General features: G+C 71.4%; 23 protein-coding genes, 2 tRNA genes and 1 pseudogene. 7 read left to right on the forward strand and 19 right to left on the reverse strand.

The window, feature by feature from the left end; genetic code table 11:
* Nucleotides 1-104: 104 nt before the first annotated feature.
* From Prubr_RS03380 to Prubr_RS03390, 3 genes are all read right to left on the reverse strand, one after another.
* Nucleotides 105-530 carry a Fur family transcriptional regulator gene (locus Prubr_RS03380; RefSeq protein WP_212827404.1) on the reverse strand — a complete coding sequence of 142 codons (426 nt, stop codon included), beginning with the start codon at nucleotides 528-530 and terminating at the stop codon, nucleotides 105-107.
* Nucleotides 531-608: 78 nt separating this feature from the next.
* Nucleotides 609-2,927: a M48 family metalloprotease gene (locus Prubr_RS03385; protein WP_212821552.1), complete on the reverse strand. Its 2,319-nt coding sequence runs from the start codon at nucleotides 2,925-2,927 to the stop codon at nucleotides 609-611.
* A gap of 62 nt (nucleotides 2,928-2,989) precedes the next feature.
* Nucleotides 2,990-3,517 carry a hypothetical protein gene (locus Prubr_RS03390; protein WP_212821554.1) on the reverse strand — a complete coding sequence of 176 codons (528 nt, stop codon included), beginning with the start codon at nucleotides 3,515-3,517 and terminating at the stop codon, nucleotides 2,990-2,992.
* A gap of 169 nt (nucleotides 3,518-3,686) precedes the next feature.
* Between Prubr_RS03390 and Prubr_RS03395 the strand changes: the two genes are divergently transcribed.
* The 3 genes from Prubr_RS03395 (at nucleotide 3,687) to Prubr_RS03405 (ending at nucleotide 5,759) form a co-directional block, all read left to right on the forward strand.
* Complete coding sequence (locus tag Prubr_RS03395; protein WP_246568266.1) at nucleotides 3,687-4,685, forward strand: sigma-70 family RNA polymerase sigma factor; 999 nt, start codon at nucleotides 3,687-3,689, stop codon at nucleotides 4,683-4,685.
* Nucleotides 4,686-4,715: 30 nt separating this feature from the next.
* Nucleotides 4,716-5,255, forward strand: coding sequence for a dihydrofolate reductase family protein (locus Prubr_RS03400; RefSeq protein ID WP_212821556.1), 540 nt, complete (start codon nucleotides 4,716-4,718; stop codon nucleotides 5,253-5,255).
* Between the two features lie 144 nt (nucleotides 5,256-5,399).
* Entirely contained in the window at nucleotides 5,400-5,759 is a 360-nt protein-coding gene (locus tag Prubr_RS03405) for a YciI family protein (RefSeq protein ID WP_212821558.1), read from the forward strand.
* A 21-nt stretch (nucleotides 5,760-5,780) separates the two neighbouring features.
* On the opposite strand, the gene Prubr_RS03410 is transcribed toward Prubr_RS03405, so the two are convergent.
* The 4 genes from Prubr_RS03410 to Prubr_RS03425 form a co-directional block, all read right to left on the reverse strand.
* Nucleotides 5,781-6,989, reverse strand: coding sequence for an RNA polymerase sigma factor (locus Prubr_RS03410; RefSeq protein WP_246568267.1), 1,209 nt, complete (start codon nucleotides 6,987-6,989; stop codon nucleotides 5,781-5,783).
* 111 nt (nucleotides 6,990-7,100) lie between these two features.
* On the reverse strand, nucleotides 7,101-9,299 hold the full coding sequence (locus tag Prubr_RS03415; RefSeq protein ID WP_212821562.1) for an ABC transporter permease: 2,199 nt from the start codon (nucleotides 9,297-9,299) through the stop codon (nucleotides 7,101-7,103).
* The gene (locus tag Prubr_RS03420; protein ID WP_212821564.1) at nucleotides 9,296-9,967 is read right to left on the reverse strand and encodes an ABC transporter ATP-binding protein; all 672 of its coding nucleotides are present in this window, start codon (nucleotides 9,965-9,967) and stop codon (nucleotides 9,296-9,298) included. The genes Prubr_RS03415 and Prubr_RS03420 overlap by 4 nt, the downstream gene beginning before the upstream one ends.
* The gene (locus Prubr_RS03425) at nucleotides 9,964-10,491 is read right to left on the reverse strand and encodes a PadR family transcriptional regulator (protein WP_212821566.1); all 528 of its coding nucleotides are present in this window, start codon (nucleotides 10,489-10,491) and stop codon (nucleotides 9,964-9,966) included. The genes Prubr_RS03420 and Prubr_RS03425 overlap by 4 nt, the downstream gene beginning before the upstream one ends.
* 153 nt (nucleotides 10,492-10,644) lie before the next feature.
* On the opposite strand from Prubr_RS03425, the gene Prubr_RS03430 reads away from it, so the two are divergent.
* Nucleotides 10,645-11,169 (forward strand): SigE family RNA polymerase sigma factor, encoded by a 525-nt coding sequence (locus tag Prubr_RS03430; protein ID WP_343221591.1) that lies wholly within the window; start codon nucleotides 10,645-10,647, stop codon nucleotides 11,167-11,169.
* Nucleotides 11,170-11,204: 35 nt separating this feature from the next.
* Nucleotides 11,205-12,665 carry a WD40 repeat domain-containing protein gene (locus Prubr_RS03435; RefSeq protein ID WP_212821570.1) on the forward strand — a complete coding sequence of 487 codons (1,461 nt, stop codon included), beginning with the start codon at nucleotides 11,205-11,207 and terminating at the stop codon, nucleotides 12,663-12,665.
* Nucleotides 12,666-13,000: 335 nt separating this feature from the next.
* On the opposite strand, the gene Prubr_RS03440 is transcribed toward Prubr_RS03435, so the two are convergent.
* From Prubr_RS03440 to Prubr_RS03480, 9 genes are all read right to left on the reverse strand, one after another.
* Nucleotides 13,001-13,429: a hypothetical protein gene (locus tag Prubr_RS03440; protein ID WP_212821571.1), complete on the reverse strand. Its 429-nt coding sequence runs from the start codon at nucleotides 13,427-13,429 to the stop codon at nucleotides 13,001-13,003.
* 421 nt (nucleotides 13,430-13,850) lie between these two features.
* The gene (locus Prubr_RS03445; protein WP_212821572.1) at nucleotides 13,851-14,165 is read right to left on the reverse strand and encodes a transcriptional regulator; all 315 of its coding nucleotides are present in this window, start codon (nucleotides 14,163-14,165) and stop codon (nucleotides 13,851-13,853) included.
* Complete coding sequence (locus Prubr_RS03450; protein ID WP_281425877.1) at nucleotides 14,165-14,521, reverse strand: type II toxin-antitoxin system RelE/ParE family toxin; 357 nt, start codon at nucleotides 14,519-14,521, stop codon at nucleotides 14,165-14,167. Before Prubr_RS03450 ends, Prubr_RS03445 begins: the two co-directional genes overlap by 1 nt.
* Entirely contained in the window at nucleotides 14,521-15,789 is a 1,269-nt protein-coding gene (locus Prubr_RS03455) for an ATP-binding protein (RefSeq protein ID WP_212821573.1), read from the reverse strand. Before Prubr_RS03455 ends, Prubr_RS03450 begins: the two co-directional genes overlap by 1 nt.
* Before the next feature lie 73 nt (nucleotides 15,790-15,862).
* A complete protein-coding gene (locus Prubr_RS03460; RefSeq protein ID WP_212821574.1) occupies nucleotides 15,863-16,888 on the reverse strand; it encodes a hypothetical protein in 1,026 nt (341 codons plus the stop codon).
* The gene (locus Prubr_RS03465; protein WP_246568271.1) at nucleotides 16,885-17,229 is read right to left on the reverse strand and encodes a calcium-binding protein; all 345 of its coding nucleotides are present in this window, start codon (nucleotides 17,227-17,229) and stop codon (nucleotides 16,885-16,887) included. Before Prubr_RS03465 ends, Prubr_RS03460 begins: the two co-directional genes overlap by 4 nt.
* Before the next feature lie 58 nt (nucleotides 17,230-17,287).
* Nucleotides 17,288-17,361, reverse strand: a tRNA-Ile gene (locus tag Prubr_RS03470).
* Nucleotides 17,362-17,455: 94 nt separating this feature from the next.
* Nucleotides 17,456-19,165 carry a M16 family metallopeptidase gene (locus tag Prubr_RS03475; RefSeq protein ID WP_212821575.1) on the reverse strand — a complete coding sequence of 570 codons (1,710 nt, stop codon included), beginning with the start codon at nucleotides 19,163-19,165 and terminating at the stop codon, nucleotides 17,456-17,458.
* On the reverse strand, nucleotides 19,162-20,106 hold the full coding sequence (locus Prubr_RS03480) for a hypothetical protein (RefSeq protein WP_212821576.1): 945 nt from the start codon (nucleotides 20,104-20,106) through the stop codon (nucleotides 19,162-19,164). Before Prubr_RS03480 ends, Prubr_RS03475 begins: the two co-directional genes overlap by 4 nt.
* Before the next feature lie 286 nt (nucleotides 20,107-20,392).
* Here Prubr_RS03480 and Prubr_RS03485 point away from each other — a divergent pair, with 286 nt between their 5' ends.
* Nucleotides 20,393-21,844, forward strand: a complete 1,452-nt coding sequence (locus tag Prubr_RS03485) for an SDR family NAD(P)-dependent oxidoreductase (RefSeq protein WP_212821577.1) — start codon at nucleotides 20,393-20,395, stop codon at nucleotides 21,842-21,844.
* Here the strand turns inward: Prubr_RS03485 and Prubr_RS03490 are convergent.
* Together Prubr_RS03490 and Prubr_RS03495 are read right to left on the reverse strand one after the other, a co-directional pair.
* Nucleotides 21,823-23,069 (reverse strand): annotated as a pseudogene (locus Prubr_RS03490) (NAD(P)/FAD-dependent oxidoreductase). The gene Prubr_RS03485 and the pseudogene Prubr_RS03490 sit on opposite strands and share 22 nt — an antisense overlap.
* Before the next feature lie 18 nt (nucleotides 23,070-23,087).
* Nucleotides 23,088-23,160: transfer RNA gene (locus Prubr_RS03495), tRNA-Asn, on the reverse strand.
* 260 nt (nucleotides 23,161-23,420) lie between these two features.
* Between Prubr_RS03495 and Prubr_RS03500 the strand changes: the two genes are divergently transcribed.
* Complete coding sequence (locus tag Prubr_RS03500) at nucleotides 23,421-23,780, forward strand: hypothetical protein (protein WP_212821578.1); 360 nt, start codon at nucleotides 23,421-23,423, stop codon at nucleotides 23,778-23,780.
* A gap of 56 nt (nucleotides 23,781-23,836) precedes the next feature.
* Here Prubr_RS03500 and Prubr_RS03505 read toward each other — a convergent pair whose 3' ends face one another.
* Nucleotides 23,837-24,844 carry a sugar phosphate isomerase/epimerase family protein gene (locus tag Prubr_RS03505; protein ID WP_212821579.1) on the reverse strand — a complete coding sequence of 336 codons (1,008 nt, stop codon included), beginning with the start codon at nucleotides 24,842-24,844 and terminating at the stop codon, nucleotides 23,837-23,839.
* Nucleotides 24,845-25,083 lie beyond the last annotated feature (239 nt).

Here is a 25,083-nt window from a genome sequence, read left to right on the forward strand (position 1 = left end):
AACGACGGCGTCGTGGTTCTCGGACATCGAATTCCTTCCGTGGGCTTGGCGGATCAGACAGGTGACTTGACGGATCAGGCGGATGACCTGACGGAGCAGGCGGATCAGGAGATGCCTGTGGCGGAACAGCCGGGGCACAGGCCCCAGTAGACGACCTCGGCCTCGTCGATCGAGAAGCCGCCGTCGTCGGAGGCGGTCAGGCAGGGCGCGGCACCGACGGCGCAGTCGACGTCGGCGATGACCCCGCACGACCGGCAGACGACGTGGTGGTGGTTGTCGCCGACCCGCGACTCGTAGCGGGCCACGGAGCCGGCCGGCTGGATGCGCCGTACGAGGCCGGCGGCCGTCAGCGCGTGCAGTGAGTCGTAGACGGTCTGGTGGGACACCGTGGGGAGTTCCCCGCGCACCGCACTGATGATCGAATCGGTGTCGGCGTGCGGGTACGCGTACACCGCGTTGAGCACGGCCAGCCGGGGACGGGTCACGCGCAACGCGGCCCCGCGCAGCATCCGCTGGAAGTCCTCGGTCATGGCCACGGCAGGAAGTCTGACCCCTTTTCTGGAATCAGTCAAGACTAGAGTGTCGCGTCAGACAACGCAGCGGCTCGGTCAGCCGAAGGTCGGCCGGAGCCACATGTCGTACGCGGCCGGCAGGACCGCCCAGGTCAGCCAGGCGGCGACCACGAGCAGCACGACCACCGCCGCGACGGTGCCCCGGGGCTCCCGGAGCGCCGGCACCGGCGGGCTGTCCGCCCGCCGGTAACGGCGCAGGGCCGGCACGGCGGCGGCCAGCACCAGCGGCACCGCCAGGATGACGCCCTGCACCAGGATCCAGTGCGCGGTCTGGGACACCGCCGCCGACGACGGCACCGGAAAACACCACGGCGACGGGGCCTCCCGTACGCTCGTCAGGCACTGCACCGGTCCGGCGACCAGGTAGAAGGCGGCCAGCGACACCGTCATGGCGACGGTGCCGGCGAGCAGCGCCGACGCCGGACGGAGCGGACCGCGTCCCAGCACCACCACGGCGATCACCACCGCGACGGCCACGGAACCGACGGCGACGACGCTGTTGTCGAGCACGACGGCGTACGAGGGGCCGGCATCGGCCTCGACCCGGCGTACGTCGGCGGGAAGGACCAGCCGGCCCACCACCGGCAGAACCGCGCCCGACACCGCCGCCGCCGCGCCGCCGAGCAGGCCGACGACGCCCGCCCGGCGTACGGTGCGCAGCCCACCGGCCCGGACGAGGAGCAACGCGGGCACCGCCCACAGCACCGTCGACGCGGGCAGGGTCAGCGGGTTGTAGACGAACTCGACCGCCGGCCCGAGCGACGGAGCGGTCCACGCCGCCACCGTCGCGTACCAGCCGATCTCCCCGCCCGGGGCGGGCACCGCTCCCCCGGCGAGGTCGAATCCGGACGAGACCATGCTGGCCGGCAGCCAGACCGCCAGCGCCGCGCCACCCACCACGGCGGCGGTGGCGACCACTGCGGGCAGTGCCCGGCGCGGCACGCGCGGCGCGGCGAGTACGGCGCGCGCCGTCGAGTCGACCCAGGCCCCGAGCAGCACCACCCCGACGACCAGCAGCACCGCCGCCACCAGCCACGACCCCGCCCGACCACCGCCGGGCAGGCTGAGCCCGCTGGTGAGCGTCTCCGCCGACAGGAACATGCCGGCGAGGTAGGACCCGACCAGGACAGGTGCCCCGGACAGCCAGAGCGGCACCCGCCGACCCGGCCGACCGGCCAGGACGTCGGCGACCGCCGACCGCCAGACGGTCAGCGCGAGCAGCCCTGCCAACCACGGCCCGGTCAGCAGCGCGAGCAGCGCGACGCCGAGCCGGGGATCGAGCCCGATCCGGATACCCGCCAGGAGGACGAGGTTCGCGGTGACGACCCCGGCGGGTAGCCCGGCCGAGACGAGTTCCCAGTGCCTCGGCACGAGCGGCAGCGACGGATCGCGTACCGCCCGTAGCCGGTCGCGGGGCGCCGGGTGGGTGCCCCACCGGCCCAGCGGGGAGCGGGGCTTCGGCAGGCGGGCCAGCACGCCCGGCAGCGCGCTGTCCGGTCCGTCGACCGCCGCCGCCACCGCGTCCGCGTGGGTCTCGCGTTCCCTCAGCACGCTGTTGCGGATGAGATAGACCAGGCAGGTCAGCGCCAGCAGCGAGCCCAGCACGAGCAGCGCGCCGACCGGGGCCGCGACGGGGGTCGCCGACCGCCAGGTCCATCCGGTCGGGTCGATCAGCAGGTACGGATGCATCAGCAGCACCACGCGGGGCAGGACCACCACGCCGAGGAACGCCCACCACACCGCGATGGTCAGGTACGTCATGTCCACGTCCCGGTTGCGGAGGTGCGCCAGCTCGTGCAGCACGACCGCGCGGAACGCCGCCGGGTCGGTCACCCGTAACAGCAGCAGTCCCGCGTCGAGTTGTACGCACCGCCGCCCCGGCAGGCCGAACGCCTGTCCACCCATGGTGCGCCGGTGGGGTGCGACCCACCACCGCGGTGCCCGGGTCAGCCCGGCCTGCCGGCGCAGCCGGTCGAGGTCCGCGACGAGTCTGGGGGTGGTCGCCGCCGAGAGCCGGGCCAGCCGGCGGCGCCGGATCAGCCACCACGGGTGGGCCGCATAGCCGACCCCGGTGGCACCGGCCAGGACGGCCAGGGCGCAGCCGGTGAACGCGAGCTGCGCGGTCAGCGTGGGACGCAGGCAGCGCCGCAGTTCGGCCTGTACGGCCCGCCGCCGCTCGGGATCCTGGTCGGCGCGCTGCGCGACCAGCCGCGCCACGCCGGCGTCGAAGGCCGCGTCGCACTCGTCCAGCCGGGCCTGGAACGTCTGCACCCGTCCCGGCAGATGCAGCTCGACCGTGAAGAGGACCAGCAATCCGGTGGCGAGCACGGCACCGATCAGCAGCCCGAACCGCACCGTCGCGGCGGCCGGCGCCGCACCCCACCGGAGCCGGTCGTCACCCGTCGGCGCCTGGCGGCCTAACGTCGGCCGGCCTCGAGCTGCCCCTGGCCGACCACCGCGTCGGCGATCAGCCCGGCCCGGTCCGGATCGACGCCGCCGCGTAGCGCGACCCGCTCGACGATCTCCCGGATCGCCGACCACTCCGCGGCGCTCAGGGCCAGTGTCGTGCCGGTGGGCGGCCCGTCGTCGCCCGCCGCCGCGATCCCGTCGTCGGCCGGGGTGCCGGCGACGGCCGGCGGGCGACGGAACAGGCGGCGGATCGCGGCCGTGGTCACCCGTTCGCCCCTGCTCATGCCGGCCTCCACCACGTAGCGCACCGCCTCGGTCATCGCGGCGAGCACGACCGGGGTCAGCAGCACCACGAGTTCCGGCACACCGAACGCGAGCGGGCCGGTTCGCCGGTCGGGGTCGGTGAAGGCGGTGGGGTCGGCGAAGTGCGCCGCGCACAGCAGGGGGAACAGTTCGTCGTCCTCACCGGGCGAGAACCTGGTCACCAGCGGCTGGGCGAGATCGCGCAGCAGCGCCTGGTCCAACTCGGGATGCACAACGGCCTCCGTCCGCACAACCGACCGGTCGCCACGCCGTCGACCATCCCCAATGTTCCGCCATCCGGCCTGCTCGATGCAACGGTGCGGTTCCGTCGTTCCCCTCCCCACCCGATCCCCCCGGCGCTGCCTGACGAATCCGGGCCGGCCGGTTGGGTACCGTCGCCGGGTGAGGGACGACGAGGGCTTCACCGAACTCGCCGAGCGGCACCGGGGCGAACTGCGGGTGCACTGCTACCGGATGCTCGGCTCGTTCGACGAGGCGGAGGATCTGGTCCAGGAGACGTTCCTGCGGGCGTGGAAAGGGCGGGGCGGCTTCCAGGGACGTTCGTCGGTCCGCGCCTGGCTGTACCGGATCGCGACCAACGCCTGCCTCGACGCCCTCGCCACGCGCTCCCGGCGCGTCCTCCCCCACCATGTCGGTCCGCCCTTCGACCCGGGACAGCCGCAACGGGCTGTCACCGACGTCTCCTGGCTCCAACCGTTTCCGGACCGCCTGTGGGAGCCGGTCGCGCCGCACGCGGACCAGCCGGAGGCCGCCGTCGTCGCGAAGGAGACACTGGAGCTGGCGTTCCTGGCCGCGATCCAACACCTGCCGCCCCGGCAGCGTGCCGTGGTGATCCTGCACGACGTGCTGGGCTGGCCGGCCCGGCAGACGGCACAGGCGCTGGACGGCACCGTCGCCTCGGTCAACAGCGCGCTGCAACGGGCCCGAACGACGCTGCGTGGGCACCTGCCGCCGGGCCGGGCGGACTGGGCGCCGTCCACACCCCCCACCGACGAGGAGCACCGGCTGCTGCGCCGGTACATGTCGGCGGCCGAGCGGGGTGATGTCGCCGAGGTCGCCGAACTGCTGGCCGAAGACGTACGGACGACGATGCCGCCGTACCCGATGTGGCTCGCCGGCCGTCCGGCGGTGCTCGCGGCGCTGGCGACGAGTTGGGACCCCGGCTCGCCCGAATACGTGGGAGCGTTCCGGATGCTGCCGACCCGGGCCAACGGCCAACCTGCCGCCGCGAGCTACGTACGACGCCCGGAAGAGCCCTCGTACGCGCCGTTCGCGATCAGCGTGATGAGTGTGGCGAAGGACAGGATCGTGGAGATCACCGCGTTCCACGAGCCGGCACTGTTTCCGGTGTTCGGGCTGCCGGCGCGCCTCGACCGATGAGTTTTCCGACCGGAGGGCGTCTCATCAACCATGACCAAGGTTCTGTACTCCGCGACCATGTCCCTCGACGGATTCATCGCCGGCCCCGGCGGTGACATGTCCTGGCTCGCCGACCATCTCGGCGGCCCCAATCCGGTGGCCGACGATCTCGTGGGGAAGATCGGCGCACTGCTCATGGGTGCCCGCACCTTCGGCGGCGACGACCCGAACCGCGGCACCGACAAGGAGGGCGCCTTCAGCGGCGCGTGGACGGGCCCGCAGTTCGTGCTCACCCACCGGCCGCCCGCGAACCCCGTACCGGGGATCACCTTCGTCGACGACCTGACCAGCGGACTGGAGGCGGCCAAGGCCGCCGCCGGCGACCGGTACGTCAACATCCTCGGCGCGGACGTCGCGGCCCAGTGTCTGGCGGCGGGCCTCCTCGACGAGATCCTCGTGTTCGTCGCACCCGTGCTGCTCGGTGACGGCGTACGGCTGTTCCACCACCCCGGCGGCACCCGGATTCCGCTGGACCGGGTCGAAACCGTCCCGACCCCGGAACCGACCATCTGGCTGAAGACCAGGCGGTGACACCCGTACCCGCCGCGTCGCGCACCGGGCCTGGAACGGTCGGCCGCCGGAAACCGGCCAGAAAATTCGGCGGAGCCTGTCGAGAACCGGTGCCGGTCGTTCGTCACCCGTACGACACAGCCCTTCCGATCACGAGGAGCAACGATGAGGTACGCGATGCTGATCTTCGGCGACGACCGCGAATGGACCGAATTGTCGCCGGCCGACGAGCAGGACCTGATGGAGCAGATCTACGGGTGGTACGAGCGGTGGCAGCCGACCGGCAAGATCGCCGACGGCGGCGCCGAACTGCAGCCCCGTGAGGCGGCACGGACGGTACGCGCCGGTGCGGACGGCCAGCCGGTGATCACCGACGGGCCGTACCTGGAACTCAAGGAGGTCATCGGCGCGGTCGTCATGCTGGAGTGCGACGACATCGACGAGGCCGCCCGGATCGCGGCCACCTGGCCACTCGCCGCCGGGATGAGCGCGCTGGAGGTCCGTCCGGTGATGAGCCGGGAATAGCGGTGGAGGCGGGCGCCGGCCTCACAGCCGGCGCCTCAGCTCACCCACCCGCCGCGACATCAGCTCCCGCTCGGCCGGGTTCGTCGCCAGTTCCAGAGCCCGCTCCGCCGCTGTCAGCGCGTCGGCCGGCCGGTCGAGCGTGGCCAGCAGGTCGGCCCGGGCCGCATGCCACAGGTGGTAGCCGGCAAGCCGGTGCCCGAGCGCGTCGACCTCGTCCAGCGCCGGTGCCGGGCCCACCGCGAACCGGGTCGCCACCGCCCGGTTCAGCAGGACCACCGGCGACGGGTCCACCGCGTACAGCCGGTCGTACAGCGCCCGCACGTCGGGCCAGTTGGTCGCCTCGTACGAGGCGGCCAGGGCATGTAGCGCGGTGATACCGGCCTGCAGCTGGTAGGCCCCGGGCCGGCCCTGGCGCACCGCCGCCCGCAGCCGCATCGCCGCCCGTTCGATCGCCGCCCGGTCCCACAGCCGCCGGTCCTGCTGTTCGAGCAGCACGATGCGCCCCCACGAGTCGAACCGTGCGGCGGCGCGGGCGTGGTGCATCTCGAGCAACGCGGCCAGACCGGCGGCTTCCGGCTCACCGGGCAGCAGGGCGGCGAGTTGACACGCCAGCTCGACCCCTTCGCCGGCCAGCTCACGCCGCTGGGCGGACCGGCCGCTGGACAGATACCCTTCGTTGAACACCAGATAGATCACCGCGAGCACGGCCGGTAGCCGGTCGGCGTACTCGTGCGGCTGTGGCACCTCGAACCGGATGCCGCGCTCGCGGAGCTGGCGCTTGGCCCGGGAAAGCCGCTGCGCCATCGTCGGCAGGGGCACCAGGAACGCGGCGGCGATCTCGGCCGTGCTCAGGCCGCTGGCGGCGTACAGCGTCAGGGCGACCCGGGCCGGCTCGGCGAGGTCCGGATGGCAGCACGCGAAGATCGTGGCCAACCGATCGTCCACGCCCGGTTCCGGCGGCGGTTCCGCAGCCACCTGTGCCACCTTCCGGCGACCGACGGCGTCCCGGCGCAGCCGGTCCAACGCCTTGCGCCAGCCCGTGGTGACCAGCCAACCGGTGGGACTGTCCGGCACACCCTCGTCGGGCCAGCGCTTGAGTGCCTCGGCCAGCGCGTCCGACAACGCCTCTTCGGCCCGGTCGAAGTCGCCGAGCCGCCGGCTGAGCGCGCCGAGCATGCCGGCCGCGTCCGTCCGCCAGATCCGGTCCAACAGCTCGGTCACGTCGTCCACCGCACCAGGGTGCAACACTCGCCGAGCCGAAGGGTCACTTCCCGCCGATGGGCGGGCGCGACCGCGGACAGCGGCCGGCAAGTGCCGCACCCTGGCCCGCCGGAGCGGCGCTCAGCCGTTCCGGGCCGTCTCCGGGCCGGTGACCCGGCGCAGCAGCGGCAGCGTCGAGGCGATGATGCCCAGGGACACCGCGAGCCCGCCGCCGACGGTCAGGTAGAACGACAGGTGCGGCGGTAGCAGTGTGTAGCCCAGTTGCGCCCGCAGGAAGAGATGGGCGGCCAGGAACCCCATCCCGATGGCCACCGCGGCGACGAGCAGCAGCGGCACGACGGTTTCGAGCGCGACCACCCGGCGCAGGGTGGACAGCCGCACTCCGGTGAGCCGCAGCATGCTGAACGGCCGCTTGCGGTCGCTCAGCCCGCCGGCCACGCTCACCGCCAGGCTGCAACCGGCGATCGGCAGGCTGGCCAGCACGACCACCTCGGCCAGCCGCTGGAACTGGATCATCTGCTGAGCGGAGTCCGACTCCCACTCGCCGATGCTCGCCGGGAAGCGCCCCAGCGGAAATGCGTCGATCAGCATCGTCCGGGCCCGCTCGAACGCGGTGCGGCTGGTCGTGTCGACGACCACCGACAGGATCGGCTGCCGGTCGACCTCCGTCGGGGCGATGCCGGCGGCGTCCCAGACGTACGTGTCACCGGTCAGGTCGAACGCGCGCATGCCGATGAGGTCACCGTGGACGGCCGCGACCTGCGCGCCGGCGGGGCAACTGCCGAACACCGCCAGACGGTCCAGTTCCGCGCACGTGATCACGCCGTGCCCTCCGTCCCGGTCGGGATTGAGGTGCACCAGGGTCACGCTGCGCACGCCGGGGATCGTCTCAAGGCCGGCCGGAATCTGGTCGGCGGTCGGCGCGGGCCCTTCCTCCGGCCAGAACTGTTTCGCCAGTGACGTGGCGGCCACCGAGTCGGTCCGGGGTTCGCCGCGGTTGGCGACGAACGTGGTGATCGTGCCGGTCGCCACGCTGGTCACGAACAGCGCCACGATCAGCCCGCTGACGGACCGGAAGCCGGCCTGCGGGTCGTCCGCGAGCCGTCGCCCGGCGATGAGCGTCGCGGGCCGGCTCGCCCGGCCGGCCAGCACCCGGGCGCCGACCATGGTCAACCACGGCCCCGACAGCACGAGCCCGGTCAGGACCAGCAGAAACCCGGACAGGTACGCGACAAGCTGGCCGTCGGTCGTGTCGGGGCGCCGGCCGATGAAGTACGTCAACTCGGCGAGCCCGGCGACCAGCGGGATCAGCCGCCAGGCGCGCGGCGGCTTCGGGGTCACCCGACGGCTCACGCCCAGCGGCGAGATCTGCACCCGGCGCAGGGCCAGCCAGGACGCCACGACGGAACCGATCGGGATACCGAGCGCGACCACGAGGACGTCGATGATGCCGAGCGACAGGTCGGTGGTGAAGAACGGTTCTCCGGTGAACGGAATCATCGCGAGTCCCGGCCGGACCGCGAAGAACAGGCCGAACCCGGCAACGGTGCCCGCCGCGGTCGCGATCGTCGACTCCACGGCCGAGATGAGGGAGATCTGCCGCGGTGTGGCGCCGATCAGCCGCATCGCGGCGAAGCGCTGCTCCCGGCGGGTGGCCGCCAGCCGGGTCGCGGTGGCGATGAAGATGAGCACCGGGACGAGCAGGGCGGCCGCGACGACGGCGAGCACGAGTGACATGGCGGCACCGTTGATTCCGACCGGACAGCCGCTGGCGCAGTCGCTCGGGGAGGTCGTCATGATCTGGGTGACCTGGCGGGCCCCCAACCGCTCCAACTCGGCCGGGGTACGGCCGATGACGATCAGCAGCGATTCGGCGGACGGCAACGCCGCCGGCCCGATCGTGCCGATCTGGTGTCCGGGGAAGCGGTCACCCAGTTCCGTGGCCGGGGTGGTCCGAAGCAGTTCGCCGAGGGCCGGTGAGACGTAGAACTCGCCCGGCCCCGGCAGACGCGGGATGCCCGGCGGGACGGGTGCGTCCGGCCCCAGCGCCGCGACCTCGACCCGGCCGATTGATCGGCCCTGGTGGTAGTCCTCCCGGAGCAGCCACCAGATCGGATCGGCCGACGCGGCCGGGGCGGCCGGAGCGGCGGCGGTGTTGAGCCAGGCGTACCGCTGGTTCTGTGCGCCGACCGCGTTCATCGCGGCGAGCGTTGTCAGGAGCATGCCGACGCCGAGCGCCACCGCGGTGGCGATGACGGCGAGCCGGGTGGCGGCCTCCCGGCCACCGGACAGGGACAGTCGCAGACCGAACCGGATCATGCGTGCACCAGCGCGTTCACCTTGCCGTCGCGGACGATGACCTGCCGGTCGGCGCACGCGGCCACGCGGGCGTCATGGGTGACGAGGACGACGGTCGTCTCCTGCTCGCGGGCCGAGGCGACCAGTAGGTCCATGACCTGCTCACCGGTCAGCGAGTCGAGCGCCCCGGTCGGCTCGTCGGCGAACAACACCCCGGGCCGGGCGACCAGGCCGCGGGCCAGCGCGACCCGCTGCGCCTGTCCGCCGGACAACTCGCCGGACCGGCGCCGCTCCAGCCCGGCCAGGCCGAGCCGCTCGAACCAGGGCCGCGCCTCACTCAGCGCGGCGGCCCGCCTGGCGCCGCCGAGAAGCAGCGGCAGTGCGACGTTCTCCTCGGCGGTCAACTCCGGAACGAGCTGTCCGAACTGGAACACGAACCCGAAATGGTCCCGGCGCAGGACGCTGCGTTCGTTCTCGTTCAGGGTGTCGACCCGGCGGCCGTCGTAGTAGATCTCGCCCGCGCCGGGTACGAGGATCCCGGCCAGGCAGTGCAGCAGGGTGGACTTCCCGGAACCGCTCGGGCCCATGATGGCGACGATCTCGCCCGGGGCCACCGAGACGCTGGCGCCGCGCAGCGCCGGCGTCTCGCCGAAGGACAGAACGGCGTCTCGTGCCTCGATCGCCTTCATGCCCGCAACACCGTCTCCCGGAGGGCGTCCAACCGGGCGACCGTGATGTCGATCCAGCGCAGGTCGGCTTCCAGACGGAACAGGCCGTGGTCGGCCAGCAGGGTGTCGACCAGGTCGCCGCCCCGTCTGATCTCGGTGAGTTCCGTCATCCGCCGCAGGTGCGCGGCGCGCTGGCTGTCGAGGTACTCCTCGGCGGGGCGGCCGAGCATCAGCGCCAGCACGACCTTGGTGAACAGCACGGTCTGCAGGTTGGGCTCGGCCTCGACGGGCTCGGTCAGCCACGATTCGACCTCGGTCGCGCCCAGATCGGTGATGACGTACCGCTTGCGCTCGTGGCCTACGCCCGGCTCGACCTCGCCAATCACGATCTTGCCGTCGCGGGCGAGCCGGCCGAGGGTCGCGTAGACCTGGCCGAACGGCAGCGGCTTGCCCCGGCTGAAGAAGGAGTCGTAGTCGCGCTTGAGGTCGTAGCCGTGACTGGGCTCGCGCTCGAGCAGGCCGAGAAGGGTCATGGGAACACTCATGCGCAGACCATACACTGAGTGTATATCCGGCGTACATATACCGGGCGCATATCGATGCCGCCGGGCCGAGGAGTGTGCCGACCCGTCTTCCAGCGAAGTTCCGGCTGAGACCCCTCCTCACCCGCCGCGGCGGGCGTGTCTGATGGTGAGGAGGTGACGGTGGACGCGGAGGACTCGTTCGCGAGTTATGTGCGGGACCGGACCGCGGCTCTGTCGCGGATCGCGTATCTGTTGACCGGCGACAGGCACCTGGCCGAGGACCTGGTGCAGGAGACGTTGCTGGGCGTGGTCGGCCGGTGGCGGCGGATCGTCGCCGACGGGGACCCGGATGCGTACGTACGCCGGGCCCTGTACCACCAGCACATCTCGTTCTGGCGGCGCGGGCGGCGCCGGCCGTCGCTCGTGTACGAACCGGCGGACCGGTCGATCCCTGATCCGACGGCGACGGTCGCCGACGGCCTGACGCTGCGCCGGGCGCTGGCCCGGCTGGCGCCCGGCCAGCGCGCGGTCCTGGTGCTGCGCTTCTACGAGGACCGCACCGAGGAGGAGGTCGCCGAACTGCTCGGCTGCCGTGTCGGGACGGTCAAGAGTCAGACCCGGGACGCGTTGGCCCGGTTGCGACGGATGGCACCGGAACTGGTCGAGCTGGACTTCTCGCGGGCGGAGGCAGGACGTTGACGCGGACCGGGTCGGAACAGTCCAAACTGCAGCTGATGCTGGCGGCCGAGGCCGACCGGATGACGCCGGCCCGCGTGCCGGAGGACCTCTGGCGTCGCGGGCGGCGACGGTACCGGCGCCGGGTCGCCGGTACCGTCGCGGCCGTGCTGGCCGTGGCGTTGGCGCTACCGGGCCTGCTGGTGCTCGCCGCCGAACCGCCGCCGGTGGTCGGTGCGTCGACCGAAGGTGCCGTGCCGGGGCGGGTGTACGACCCGTGGCCGTGGCAGGCGCCGGTCGCGCAGTCCCCACCGGGCCCCGCGGCGATACTTCTCAGCGGTTCCGGCAACGGGCTCGGCGGGGTGGATCTGCCCGGGGCGTACGGATCCAAGATCGCCGCGGTGGGCCGCGACGGGTCGTACCGGATGCTCCGGTACGCGGACACCTACCTGCAGGTCGGGCAGCGGGTGCGGCTCTCCCCCGACGGTCGGTACGTGGTCGGGCCGGACTCTGTCGAGGACCTGATCGTGCCGGGCCGGGCGGGGCGGCTGAGCGTCGTCGACCTGGTCACCGGGCATTCGCGCCGATTCAAGGAACTACCCGCCGACGTGCCGGTGGCCTGGCAGCCCGACAGTGCGGCACTGCTGCTGTGGAGTCAGCCGGAGGCGTCCCTGGTGAATTACGGGGAGACGCCCCCGTTCGACGGCAACGAGGCGACGTACGGCTACGCCGGCGGCTCGCTGTGGCTGCTCGACCTGGCCACCGGGGAGAGTCGGAAGGTCCTCGACCTCGGCGCGGCGGTGTTCGACCCGATCAACTCGGTCGCCTTCGCTCCGGATGGCCGCCACCTCGCCGTTCAGGTCGACCGGGCGCTGGTCCTCGTGAACACCGCCGACGGCGGATCGCGCACGCTGGCCACCCTCGGCGCGGGGCAGCGCCTGGCCGGCACCGGTGCGTTCACGGCCGACGGGTCGAGGCTCGCGGTGCTCGGTCTTGACGGCTGTGCCGTGGCCTGCACCAACGCCGCGCGGAACCAGCGGCAGTGGCGGCTGACGACGCTGGACGCCGCCACCGGCCAGGCCGGGCCAGACGGCGGGTTCGACCCGGTGCCCGGCGCGGCGGTACGGGTGGCCGGTTGGCAGCGGGACGGCACCGCGGTACTGGTCACCTACCAGGACGAGCACCACCCCTACTACGACCGGGAACCGTCGATCGAAGCGCCTGCGGCGTACCGGGCCGTCTCTGCGGCCAAGCTGCTCGCGGTGCGGCCCGGCGGCGGCACGACCCAGCTGATCCGCCAGGAGGGCGTGTGGGTCTGGGACATCGACGTCGCGCACGACCTGGTGGTCGACGGCCGGTTCGGCGGCCCCTCCCCCGAGCCGACCGCGTTCCCGGCCGCGTGGTGGCTCTACTGTCTGGTGCTCACCCCGACAGTCGGGCTGCTACTGCTCGTCGTGCTTGTCGTCAGGTGGCGGCGGCGCGCACCGCGGCGGGCCGTACCGCTCCCGACGCCCAACTGAGCGAAGGCGGCTCAAGATACGGAGCAGACGTGACGCACCACGCCGCCATGATCGCCGGTGACCCACTACCGCTGAATTTGCCCAGCTCACGGGCGTCGGGCGGGTCCGATGACCCCGACGCGACCGGGCGGAACTGGCGTTGTCCGCCACGGTGGTGTCCCGATGGACTCGCTGCCAGCCCTTGATCATCCATGCCGCTCTACGTACGGGGCGGACCTGGCGGACATCGCCGGTGCGACTGGCTTGGAGATCGGCGAGGTAGTTCGTCGGTGGCGGCGGTGGACCGATGCCCGGACCGCAACGGAGCCGGCCGGGCATGGTCCGACCTGCTCCGATCAGCAGCCCGCGATGGTCGAGAACGATCCGCCGATCGCTCCGCCGGAGCCTTCACCACTGGTGAGGCCCGTGCCTGCCACCCCGGTGTACGTGTCGCCGAGGATGCGCGACGCCCAGGTCGTCTTGACGTCCCACGCGCCGTCCCTGGCAGCGAGGTCCACGCGCGAGACAAGGCTGCTGCCGCGCCATACCTCGAACCGGGCTGACGCAGTACGGCCGGGCGTGGTCGCCGCCACCAGAGTGATCTCCCACAACGGGCCGTACCCGCTTTCAACCGCCGTCTTGCACGCCATCACGACAGCGGTGCCAGACTGGCCGGCAAACGTCGACCAGGCGGCGTGAGCCGGCGCGGCAGCGCCGATGGCCAGCGCAACGCTGGTCACGGTGCTCAGGAGGGCAAGTTTGCCGAACCGGCCGAACTTCGTCACGGTGTTCTCCCCTTCGGCTTCCGGTGTCTGTCCTGTCCGTGCCTTCAGGAGGGCGGACGCTCCACACCCTAATGGACCCCAAGCATGGGCTCGATCGACCCACGTCGGTGGGGCGTTGGTTCCGAACTCGGCGGCACAACGTGGGAGCAGGGATACCAACCCGGTTCAGGATCAAGACCAATCTGTGCCGGACTTGTGCCTATTGAACTTGCCGAAGCAAAAGCCTGGTCAGAGGCGAGAGAAGTAGGGCGGAGGTACCACCATGCGAACCACACCGCCACCATCGCCGGTGATCCGCTACCGCCGAGTTTGCCCAGCTCGCGGGCGTCGGGCGGTGCCCGATGACCGCCACTTGCCCGACCCGTGCGACGCCGAAACGACTGGCCTCGCTGTACGTGATGCCGTCTGAGATGTGCGGAGATCAGGCGATCTGACGGAGGTCGCTGTCGTAGTCGAAAATGATTCGCATCCGGGCGCCCAGTGCTCGTGCATACCGGCTGAGGGTCGCCACCTCGTTGGCGTCCAGATCGCCGTTCTCGATTTGACTCACCCGGCCGGGCGTGACCCCCATCAGTTCCGCCACCTGCCGCTGGGTGAGACCGAGACGCTTGCGCTCCTCGGCAAGGTGGAACGCGCTGACCCATGCCTCGGTGCGGGCGCGTTCCGCATCGAGCGCGGCGTCGTCCCCATCGTGCAGCTCGGCGCGGATGTCGTCCCAGTCATGGAAGTCGACCATCAGCCCTCCCTCCGTTTCCTCTCGAAGGCAAGCCAGCCCTCATAGGCGACCTCGGCGACCGGGATCGCCTTCTCATACCACCGTGTCCAGTCGCCGGCCTTGTTGCCGGCGACCAGGAGGACCGCCTGCGACCATGGGTCGAAGACGAACAGAACCCGGATGGCGACATCGCGGCCGGACCTCGGCCGCAGCTCCTTAAGGTTGCTGATGCTTGAATCCCGAAGAGTGTCGACCAGTGGAAGGGCCAGGCCCGGACCGGTCTCAGCAAGCATGTCGATCGCCGCGTTCACGGACCGGTACGCCGCCTTTGGACACGCCGGAGTAGGGATGACGTTGGCCGGGCAGGTACCTCTCATCAGGGGCCGAGCAATGCCAAAGGGACGACGGCTACGTCGTCGCGGCGGCGGTACGCGTGCTCGCCTGCATAGATGACGACGGCGTCGATCAGGTCTTCGCCAATCCGGTCACGCAGCCAATGCAGGTGCTTGGTGTCGGCGTCCTCGACGCGGTCGGCCAGCTTGACCTCGATGCCCAGCACCCTTCCACCGGCATGCTGAACTATGAGATCCACTTCGTGGATGTTGTTGCGCGTCCGTAGGTGGCTTACCCGGCCCTCGGCTGCCTCAGCGTAGGTGTGGACGCTGAGCGCCACGAGGTGTTCGAAGAGAGCGCCGAGGATCGTGCCTTCGGACAGGTTGGTGCTTCCTTGTTCGGCTCGTAGCAGCGCAGCGGCATCGAGCCCCAGCAGTCGAGCGGCAAGCGCCGGGTCGGCCAGGTGGTGCCTGGCGGACTGGCCGAGCCGGTCAAGGTGGTTGTGGCCGGGAATCCACGGCGGCAGGTCGTCGAGCAACCACAGCGAGGACAGGGCGTCGCGGTAGGCGAGTGTGGTCTCCTTGGCCGGCTTGTTCGCCAACCCGGCGGTGGCCGCGTCGAGAATCTTCGAGTAGGTCGCCGTCGTCGATGTCGCGGCGGCATATGCGGCAAGCCAAGCTCGTAGTACAGCCGGACGACGGACCGGATAGCCCTGCTCGGGGAACTCCCGCTCGACGACGTTGTCCAGATACGCGTCCAACTCGGCCCGGCGGACACGGGACGGCAGTCCCCGGATGGCAGGGAACCCGGACGCGGTGATCTCCTCGACGTAGTCGGTCAGCCGGAGCCTGGTGCTCCCGTCGACGTCGCGGTCGCCGGCCAGCAGTGCGGACAGGCTGACGGTAGGAGTCTCGATATCCCGTTCCGCCAGGCTGAGCGGGCGCATCCGCATCGGGACGATCCGTCCGGCGCCCGAGTGGATCACCGCACCCCGAGGCGCTGAACTGCCGGCGAGGATGAAGTGCCCAGGCGGAGAGCCGGAATCGACCGCGCGACGCACCTGGTCCCAAACCTCGGGGAACCGCTGCCACTCATCCACCAGCACCGGCCCTGGCAGACGAGACAAGACGGAGGGATCCGCACTGAGGATCTCTCGCTGGGCAGGAAGGCTCAGATCGACGACCGACGCGGCGCGCTGCGTCGCCGTCGCTGTCTTTCCCACACCCTTCGGCCCGTGGATCGACAGAGCGCGCAGATGGGGCTGAAGCTCATCCAGTGCGTCATCCAGGACACGCCGCCGGTACTCGACCACAAAGCCACTCTACCCGAAGCGCGCCTCCTGCCCGCCCAATCGCACGTCCATTAGTCTTCCAGATGCACTAGCTCTAGTCTTCCGATGGCACTGTTCGAGCGCCGAGCCGAGTTTCCTCGGCTACGCCCGAACAGACGACAGGGCCATCCACCTGGTTCCAAGCTTGCACCGGGTTCCGTGCCAGCTTGTCCAGACGCTGCTCGCGGGCCGCGGCTGCCGATTCCTCACGACGCCTACGCTCGGCTGCCTCTCGCTCCCGCTTCTGCTGCTGCCGTACAGTCCAGCGATCCTCGGCGGCGGCGAGCAGGTCCCCGGCGGTCCGCCCCTCTCCGACAGATGATTCCTCCGCAACGCCGTGGAACCGCCGCAGCAACTCCGACCGCAGCAACCCGGCATCACCGCGCAGCACCCGCAACAACACCTCGTCCTTGTCCGCCACGGGCAGGGCCTTCACCCATCGGCGGAGAACAGCGGCGGAAGGCGCCGCTTCGGTCAACGGCCGGCTCGCCGCTGCCGCCGCGTCCAACAGGTCGGGGTCCAGGCGAAGGAAATCGGCCAAGGCCCGCAACGGCCCGCTCAGCTTCGCTAGTCCGGCCGGGACCGGCGGCTCCGGCTCATCATCATCCAACTCCCGGTTCTGCACGCACAGCAGCCAGGCCAGATACAGCAGCCGCCGATCACCGCCGGCCAGTTCCGCCCGGACCGGGACGATCGCCGCGAGCCGCCCTTCCTCCTCCCACCACTCCTCGTCACCGTCCTCGTCCTCACTACGAAGATCCAGGATCACATGGGTACGAGTCGCCCAGCAGCCGGCCGAGTCACCGACACAGAACCTCGCCGCCGTCTCCGGCTCCAGCAACGCTCCGGGCAGTCGCAGCATGATCCGCCGCGTGCCCCAGTTCGCCAGATACAGGTGCGCGTCAAAGTACCGCTCCATCCACTTGGCAGGATCTGCCTTCAGATCGCCCCACTGATAGTCGTTGACGAAACCCGACGACGTGATCCGACCCCGCGACGACACCGCCCGCAACTCGCCCTGCTGCTCGACGGTCAGCGCCTGATCAAGCGCCACGAACTCGTAGTACTGGTACTCGCTCACTGCGCCCCCGCCCACCACCGGTACGCCTCGATCCACTGCGCACCATCTGGCGCAGGATCCGGCAACGGAAGATCCAGAATCCCGATCGCCTGCCGCAGCCGGCCACGATGGCAGATCGCCACGATCCCCGACGAACGCAGATCCACCTTTCGGATCACCACCGGCACACCGAGAACCTCGGTGCCGAACGGCACCGCCAGATTGTCCTGGATCATGATGAAGAGGCCACTGAGCTGCTCATGCTCGTCGTAGCAGTCCACGACCGCCTCGGCGACCAAGGCATTGAGCTCGGCGTCCCTGAGCGAAGACACCCGCGCAGGATAGAGAACTACCTCCGGCACTCCACCAGCAGCCGACGACTGAGAACCACCGAGCAGTGGTTCGCATGCAAGATCAACGTGGGGCGGACGGGACTCGAACCCGTGACCGATCGATTATGAGTCGACTGCTCTAACCTGCTGAGCTACCGCCCCGTGCCGGCGCGGGGATCCTAACCCGCGACCAGCCGCACTGCCACCATCTTCACGTTGGCCCGGCCGGCGGCCGGCGAAGCCACCGGCCCGCCGGCTACCTCCGCAACGGCCGGCGGAGCCGGCGCAGCAGGGCGACGATCGGCCAGGCGACTCCGGCGGTCAGCCCGAGCAACACGCCCATGAAGAGCCAACTGTCCGGATCGTCGGCGTCACCGGTGACCATGAGGATGCCCTGCACCACGATGAAAAGGAGCAACGGCAGCGCGAGGATGCCGAAGAAGAGCAGCCCCAGTGCCTCGTACCATCTGGGCAGCCGCAGCCCCTTCGGGACGACGGCCTGCTCGGCCGGTGGCACGGGAATGCTCTCCGGGTCGCGGGCGGGCATCGGCACGTGCCGGTCGGCGGGCACGATGTTGTCGATGGCGGCGACGTCGGCGGCGGTCACGCCGTACATCGTGGGTTCGACCGGCACGAAAAGGGCGTCGGTGCCGATGAGCTGGCGGCCACCGTCGGGCCAGACGAGCAGTGCGGCACAGTTCGCGTACTCGACGGTGACGGGGGCGCCCGGTTGGTCGAGGGTCACACCGTACGGGCCGATGACGAGGGCGGTCTCGTCGCCCGCGGTACGGGAGGCGGCACGCCTGCCGGTGACGGCGGACGTGGAGTGGGTGGGGGCGGCGGCGAACCCCGCCCACTCGGCACCACGGCTGCCGGGCACCATCAGCAGGGCGGTACCGGCGGCCTCGACGGCGACCGCGTGGACGTCGGCGAGGGTGACCGCCTTCAGTTCGGCACGCATCTCGTCGGTGCTGAGGTTGGGCTGGCCGGTCAGGTGGTTGAGGGCGGCACCGGGCAGCCGGGCGGCATCGAAGTCGGCCCGGCTGTAGGTCTCCTCCGTCGCCGCGCACACGGTGTCGAGGTCGGCCTGCTCGATCCGGCCGACGCGGAGTTTGGCGAGCACGTCGACGAATCCGCCGAGTACCGCGCCGTGCTTGTCGGGCAGGGCGTCGGCGGCGGCGGTGATCATGGCGTGGTCGTCGCCGCGCGGGCTGTAGGTCGCGGTGGCCATGTAGGACAGTCCGTCCTCCTGGCGCAGGGCGCGGAAGAGTTCCCGTTCGAGGACGGCGGTGTAGATGCCGGCGGCGACGGAGCGCCTGACCACGGCGTCGAAGGCGACGATCCGGGAGGCGCCGCCGCAGAAGTAGGCGGGCGTCTCCGGCAGCGCGGACCAGGCCGGGGGAACCGGTTGCCGGGTGCCACCGGGCAGGTCGAGGCGCAGACCCGCCGGGACGGCGTCGCCGGCGATCCAGAGCACGGCGTTCTCCCGGGTGAAGTAGCGGGCGGCCCAGGCGCGCAGGTCGTCGGGGCCGACGGAGCGCAGCCCGAACTCGGGATGGCCGGGCAGGCCGTAGCCGACCGCGCCGTGCCGCCAGACCGCGAGCGGCTCACCGTAGCCGGGGGTGCGACTGCCGCGCTCCGTACGCAGGATGCCCTTCTCCATGTCGAGGCGGTCCATCGGCAGGTTGCCGAGCGCGGCGCAGACACCGTTGACGAAGGCGGCGACCTTCTCGGGGCTGCCCTGGGTGTGGAAATGGGTGACGACCGCGCCGGTGCTGCCGTTGTAGTGGTAGTCGGTGAGGCCGAACTGGTGCAGGGCGAGGTGTTCGAGCAGGTGGGTGATTCCCGCGCGGGCGAGGGTCTCGTCGGCCTGGCCGACCCGGAAGGTCAGCCCGGCGATCAGGGGTCCGTTGGGGTTGGGGGCGAGCAGGGTCGGTACGCCGTCGACCTCGGTCTGCGTGATCACTGCTGTCGGCCTTTCGCGAACGCCTCTGCGCGGCATCGTTGGAACTGGGTGGCGGCGTCGCCGAGGTAGTGCCACGGGCTTTCGGTGGCAAGGTTGCCGAGGGCCGTGAACTGGGTGGCCGCGGCGGCGTAGTCGTCGATGAGCCAGAACATCATCGCGAAGGTGTTGCGTACCCCGACCCAGCCGACCCGTTCCCGGAAGTCGGGGTGGAGCACCGAACGTTGCGCGGCCTCCCGGATCTCCTGCCGGACGGTGGCCTCCGCCAGGTACCGCTGTCCCTGGTCGCCGGCGTCCAGCCACCGTTCGAGGTGGCCGTCGAGGACCAGTACGGCGTTGGGGGCGCCGGGTGGGGCCGCGTCCGTGCACTCCTTGGCGAACGCGTGCATCGCCGGCCAACTGCCGCTCCACTTCGGGCAGAGCTGTTGCAGCAGGTTCCGTTGGGCGGCCAGGTCGTGGGGGTGGTGCCGGGCCAGCCGGTCGTAGCGTCGGCGGGTTTCCGGCTGGCCGAACTGGAGTCCGCGGGCGGTGGTCATGCGCAGGTTCCAGGCCGGGGCGTTGTCGGGTTCCCGGGCGGTGACGTCGATCAGCAGTCGCTCGGCCCGGCGCAGGTGGTCGTGCAGTGCGGCGAACTGTTCGGCGCTGACGTGCTGTGCCCGGGCGTCGGTGCGGATCTCCCAGCCGATCGAGATGTGGTTGACGGCCAGCAGGGTGGCCGCGAGCGTGTCGGCCGGGTCGGCGTCGACGGCCCGCCGCAGGTGATCTTCGATCCCGCGCTGCTCGCCGGCCTCCCAGACGAGCATGGTGCGGGTGTCCGGGTCCGCGGCGTCGAACACGGCCCGCACGGCGGGAAGGTCGTGCGCCGCCAGCGCGGCGCGTAGCGCGGCCACCTCGGGAAACGCCGTCGCGGCGTCGAAGTCGGGGGCGAGCAGGGGTGCGGGCATGGCGGCGATCTTAGAGGCGGGCCGACTCCGGCGAGATCCACTTCCGGCGACTTCCGGTCAGGTTCGGACGCCGGACGGCTCCTTTCCACACCCCTCTTTTCGGACCTACCCCACAAGATCCGCGTGATCAGGGAGCTGGGCCGTCGCCACGCCGGCGACACTCCCGACCTGGTCCCTGATCACGCGGATCTCGGCGCGTTTTCGGGTGTGACCGGCGGTTGCGTAGAGTCCGCTACGGCGGGCTGGTCGGCGGCCCGCGTGAACGGAACGGAAACGGCAGCGGAGCATGACGGCGAACGGGTACGACCAGGCGGCGGGCTCGGCGGGGATCGACCCGGCGGATCTTGAAGTGTGCCTGCGGGTGCTGGCCGCGGTCGACGACCTGCCGGTCGAGCACCCGGACGCCGTACAGGTGCGGCGCGCGACGGCCCGGCTGTTCAAGACGGTGAAGAAGCACCGGCGCCGGGACCGGCGGGAGGCGGTGCTGGCCGCCGACGAGGCGGTGACGGCGGCGACCGCGACCGGCGCGCCGGGGCGGATCGACGACGAGACGAAGGGCATCCCGCTGGCGTCGCCGACGAGCGGCGCGAGCGCGGGCCGGCTGCTGCGTCCGCGCGCGTGCTACATCTGCAAGGAGCGCTACCACGACGTGGACGCGTTCTACCACCAGTTGTGCCCGTCCTGCGCGAAGATCAACCGCGACCGGCGGGACGCCCGGGCCGACCTGACCGGGCGGCGGGCGCTGCTGACCGGTGGCCGGGCGAAGATCGGTATGTACATCGCGCTGCGGCTGCTGCGGGACGGGGCGCACACCACGGTCACCACCCGGTTCCCGCACGACGCCGTACGCCGCTTCAAGGCGATGCCGGACAGCGCCGACTGGCTGCACCGGCTGCAGGTGGTCGGCATCGACCTGCGCGACCCGGGGCAGGTGGTGGCGTTGGCGGACTCGGTCGCCGCGCAGGGCCCGCTGGACATCCTGATCAACAACGCGGCCCAGACGGTACGGCGCTCCGCCGGCGCGTACGCGCAGTTGGTCGGGGCGGAGTCGGCGCCACTGCCGGACGGTTCGCTGCCCGAACTGGTGATCTTCGGCGGGGCGGGGCGGTCCGAACTGACCGCCGGTGCGGCCGGCGGCGGCATGTTCACCCCGCAGGCGTTGACGGCGCTGGCGCTGACCAGCCGATCGGCGACCCCGGACCGGATCGCGGCGTCGACGGCGATCGACGCCGGTGGTCTGGTGCCCGACCTGGACGCGGTCAACAGCTGGAGCCAGCGGGTGCACGAGGTCGACCCGCTGGAACTGCTCGAGGTGCAGTTGTGCAACGTGACCGCCCCGTTCGTGCTGGTCAGCCGGTTGCGGTCGGCATTGGCGGCGGCGCCCGCGCGGCGCAAGTACGTGGTGAACGTGTCGGCGATGGAGGGCCAGTTCAGCCGGGGCTACAAGGGTGCCGGACACCCGCACACCAACATGGCCAAGGCGGCGCTGAACATGCTGACCCGCACCAGCGCGGCGGACATGTTCGCCGAGGGCATCCTGATGACCAGTGTGGACACCGGCTGGATCACCGACGAGCGGCCGCACCCGACGAAGATGCGGCTGGCCGAGGCGGGGTTCCACGCGCCGCTGGACCTGGTCGACGGGGCGGCCCGGGTGTACGACCCGATCGTGCGCGGCGAGCAGGGCGAGGACGTGTACGGCTGCTTCCTGAAGGACTACTCGCCGTCGGCGTGGTGAGCCCGTAGGTCGCGCAGGACGGCGCCGGCGGCACGCCAGCCGCTGGCCAGGGCGCCCTGGATCGACGGGCTGTCCCGGTGGTCGCCGGCGACGTAACGCCGGTCGCCGAGGGCGACGGGTTTGCGCAGGTTTCCCTGGGGCGGGTCGGCGGCCGGCAGGGCGTACGGCAGCTCGACCGTGGTCAGGTGGGTCCAGTCGGCGGTGGGACGCCCGTAGAGGCGGGCGAGTTCGGCCCGTACGACGGGCTCGGGTACCGCCGGACCGGCGACCGAGGTGGCGATCAGGTGCCGGCCGGGTGGCGCGTACGTCGGCGCGGCGTTGCTGACGACGACGGTGTTGGCGACGAGTTCGCGCCGGTCGCCATCGAGCAGCAGAACGGGTTCGCGCAGCGGTGCCTCGGGCGCGGCGTGGTAATAGGTGGTCAGGGCCCGCATCCGGGGAGCCGGTAGGTCGGGGAGCAGCCGGGCGGCGGTGGTCGGGTCGGTGGCGACCAGCACCGCCCGGCAACCGATCCGGGCGGCGGCGGTGTGGACGGTGCCGGGTGCGATGCGCTCGACCGGGGTGTCCAGCCGGATGCGGTCGGCGGGCAGTGGCGCGGCCAGCGCCCGGGGCAGGGCGGCCATCCCCGGGCGGGTACGCCGATCCGGCCGCGGGCGAACGAGCGGACGACCATCGCGAACACGTGGCTTGAGGTCGTCAGCTCGCGGTCGGCGAAGACGCCGGACAGGAACGGACGCAGAAGTTCCTCGATGATCCCGTGGGACAGGCCGGCGCGGCGCAGCGCGGTCTGGGTGCTGATCTCGGGTGCGGCGAGCAGCCGGTCCGGGTCGGTGGTGGCGAGCCGGGTGGCCAGCGCGGCGAACCGGAGCCGGTCGGACAGCCGGCCGATGCCGGCGAGTGCGGCGGAGGGTGCGCCGGTGGGGTCGCGCAGCGGGTTGGTGAGCCGGTGCGGTCGGCCGGCCCGGCGGACCAGCACGCCGGCGGTGAACTCGCGCAGGTCGAGCCGGTCGACGTCGACGAGTGCGGTGAGCCGCGGGTAGGCGGTGTTGAGGACCTGGAAGCCGCGGTCGAGTTGGAATCCGTCGACTTCGTCGGTGGTGACCCGGCCGCCGACGCGGTCGGACGCTTCGAGGAGTTGCCAATCGATGCCGGCCCGGTGCAGGCGGCGGGCTGCGGCGAGGCCGGCCAGACCGGCACCGATGACAAGAACGTCGGTGTCGACAATGGGTGCGCCCACAAAAAGCTCCCCCGTTTGGACTCGAACCAAAAACCTGCCGGTTAACAGCCGGCTGCTCTGCCAATTGAGCTACGGGGGACTGCTGTGCGCCCGGTTCCGGATCTCTCCGGCTCCCGGTGCCGGCACAACTTTACAGCAACTCCTCCACCTTCGGTCCAGGGGGTTCTTCGCGACACGCCACCCCACCAAAACGGGGCAAATCGCCGTGGTGCGCTCCGACACGCATGGTCTCGGAGGAGGATGGGTAGGTAACGGCAGGACAGACGACGCAGGCGCGACACCGTTGACCACGGGGCAGACCCGGGGCGCAACACCGCGTCAGGCATGGAGGGAGCCGCAATGCGCGGAAAGCTTTGGTTCATCGCCGGGGTCGCGGCGGGCTTCGTGATCGGCGCCCGCGCGGGCCGCGAGAAGTACGACGAACTGGTCGTCAAGGGCCGGAAGGTCCTCGACCACCCGACGGTGCAGGAGGCCGCCGGCGTCGCCCAGGCGCAGGCCACCCGCCTCTACAGCGAGGGGAAGGACCGGCTCAGCCACACCCGCCTCGGCGAGAAGCTGAGCCTCGGCGCCGGCTCGACCGGGGGCCAGGTGGACGACTTCGCCGGCTCCTCGGTGGGCAGCGGATCGACCGCGGCTTCGACATCGACCTCGAAGACGTCGAAGCCGTCGAACCCGAACGCCAACGGCAGCACCCTCTAGTCACGGGTGACGAAAGGGGGCCGGTCGCCACGCGACCGGCCCCCTTTCCGTGCGGTTCAGTCCTTCGTCGAGAAGGCCGCGTCGAACGACGCGGACGGCGGGTCGAAGGCCAGCCGGCGGACGAACGCGAGCGCGTCGGGGGCGCCGACCAGGCGGTCCATGCCGGCGTCCTCCCACTCGATCGAGATCGGGCCGTCGTAGCCGATCGCGTTCAACGCCCGGAAGCAGTCCTCCCACGGCACGTCGCCGTGGCCGGTGGAGACGAAGTCCCAACCCCGGCGCATGTCGGCCCACGGCAGGTGGGAGGCGAGCCGGCCACGCCGGCCGTCCCCGGTACGGACCTTCGCGTCCTTGCAGTCGACGTGGTAGATCCGGTCGGCGAAGTCGAAGATGAAGTTCACCGGGTCCAGCTCCTGCCACACGAAGTGCGACGGGTCCCAGTTGAGGCCGAACGCCGGCCGGTGGCCGATCGCCTCCAGGGTGCGCTTGGTGGTGTAGTAGTCGTACGCGATCTCGCTGGGGTGGACCTCGTGGGCGAAACGGACGCCGACCTCGTCGAAGACGTCGAGGATCGGGTTCCAGCGGTCGGCGAAGTCCTGGTAGCCGCGGTCGATCATCTCCGGCGGCACCGGCGGGAACATGGCCAGCGTGTGCCAGATCGACGACCCGGTGAAGCCGATGACGGTCTTGACGCCGAACTTCGCGGCGGCGCGGGCGGTGTCCTTGAGCTCCTCGGCGGCCCGCTGCCGGACCCCCTCGGGCTCGCCGTCCCCCCAGATCCGGCCGGGCAGGATGCCCTTGTGCCGCTCGTCGATCGGGTGGTCGCAGACCGCCTGGCCGACCAGGTGGGCCGAGATCGCGAAGACCTGGAGGTTGTACTTGGCCAGCGTCTCGCGCTTGCGATCGACGTACGTGTCGTCCGACAGCGCCTTGTCGACCTCGAAGTGGTCACCGCCGCAGGCGATCTCCAGGCCGTCGTAGCCCCACTCGGAGGCCAGCCGGCACACCTCCTCGAACGGGAGGTCGGCCCACTGGCCGGTGAAAAGCGTGATGGGTCGCGCCATTGTCCTACTCCCCTGTCGTGACGCGGGATTCGCGGGCGGCGGCACGCTGACGCGGCGCCGGTGGGGTGGCGCGAGGAGACCATGGTGCGTGGCGGCCACGGCGGTCACCGGTGGGTGCTTTCACACCTGGTCCGACAGGTGCATTCGCACCCGGGCCAGGCTGCTCCACACCTGGGCCGACGGTGCTTCCACACCCGGGCCCAGGCTGCTCCGCACCTGGGCCTGGCGGGTTGCGCCTC

This window comes from Polymorphospora rubra, from assembly GCF_018324255.1.
Classification (GTDB): Bacteria; Actinomycetota; Actinomycetes; order Mycobacteriales; family Micromonosporaceae; genus Polymorphospora; species Polymorphospora rubra.

What these genes read in the sequence shown, in the direction of transcription:
- Prubr_RS03380 (WP_212827404.1), bottom strand. Translation starts at nt 530, where the DNA reads ATGACCGAGGACTTCCAGCGGATGCTGCGCGGGGCCGCGTTGCGCGTG.
- Prubr_RS03400 (WP_212821556.1), top strand. Translation starts at nt 4,716, where the DNA reads ATGACCAAGGTTCTGTACTCCGCGACCATGTCCCTCGACGGATTCATC.
- Prubr_RS03405 (WP_212821558.1), top strand. Translation starts at nt 5,400, where the DNA reads ATGAGGTACGCGATGCTGATCTTCGGCGACGACCGCGAATGGACCGAA.
- Prubr_RS03415 (WP_212821562.1), bottom strand. Translation starts at nt 9,299, where the DNA reads ATGATCCGGTTCGGTCTGCGACTGTCCCTGTCCGGTGGCCGGGAGGCC.
- Prubr_RS03420 (WP_212821564.1), bottom strand. Translation starts at nt 9,967, where the DNA reads ATGAAGGCGATCGAGGCACGAGACGCCGTTCTGTCCTTCGGCGAGACG.
- Prubr_RS03425 (WP_212821566.1), bottom strand. Translation starts at nt 10,491, where the DNA reads ATGAGTGTTCCCATGACCCTTCTCGGCCTGCTCGAGCGCGAGCCCAGT.
- Prubr_RS03435 (WP_212821570.1), top strand. Translation starts at nt 11,205, where the DNA reads ATGCTGGCGGCCGAGGCCGACCGGATGACGCCGGCCCGCGTGCCGGAG.
- Prubr_RS03445 (WP_212821572.1), bottom strand. Translation starts at nt 14,165, where the DNA reads ATGGTCGACTTCCATGACTGGGACGACATCCGCGCCGAGCTGCACGAT.
- Prubr_RS03450 (WP_281425877.1), bottom strand. Translation starts at nt 14,521, where the DNA reads ATGAGAGGTACCTGCCCGGCCAACGTCATCCCTACTCCGGCGTGTCCA.
- Prubr_RS03480 (WP_212821576.1), bottom strand. Translation starts at nt 20,106, where the DNA reads ATGCCCGCACCCCTGCTCGCCCCCGACTTCGACGCCGCGACGGCGTTT.
- Prubr_RS03485 (WP_212821577.1), top strand. Translation starts at nt 20,393, where the DNA reads ATGACGGCGAACGGGTACGACCAGGCGGCGGGCTCGGCGGGGATCGAC.
- Prubr_RS03500 (WP_212821578.1), top strand. Translation starts at nt 23,421, where the DNA reads ATGCGCGGAAAGCTTTGGTTCATCGCCGGGGTCGCGGCGGGCTTCGTG.
- Prubr_RS03505 (WP_212821579.1), bottom strand. Translation starts at nt 24,844, where the DNA reads ATGGCGCGACCCATCACGCTTTTCACCGGCCAGTGGGCCGACCTCCCG.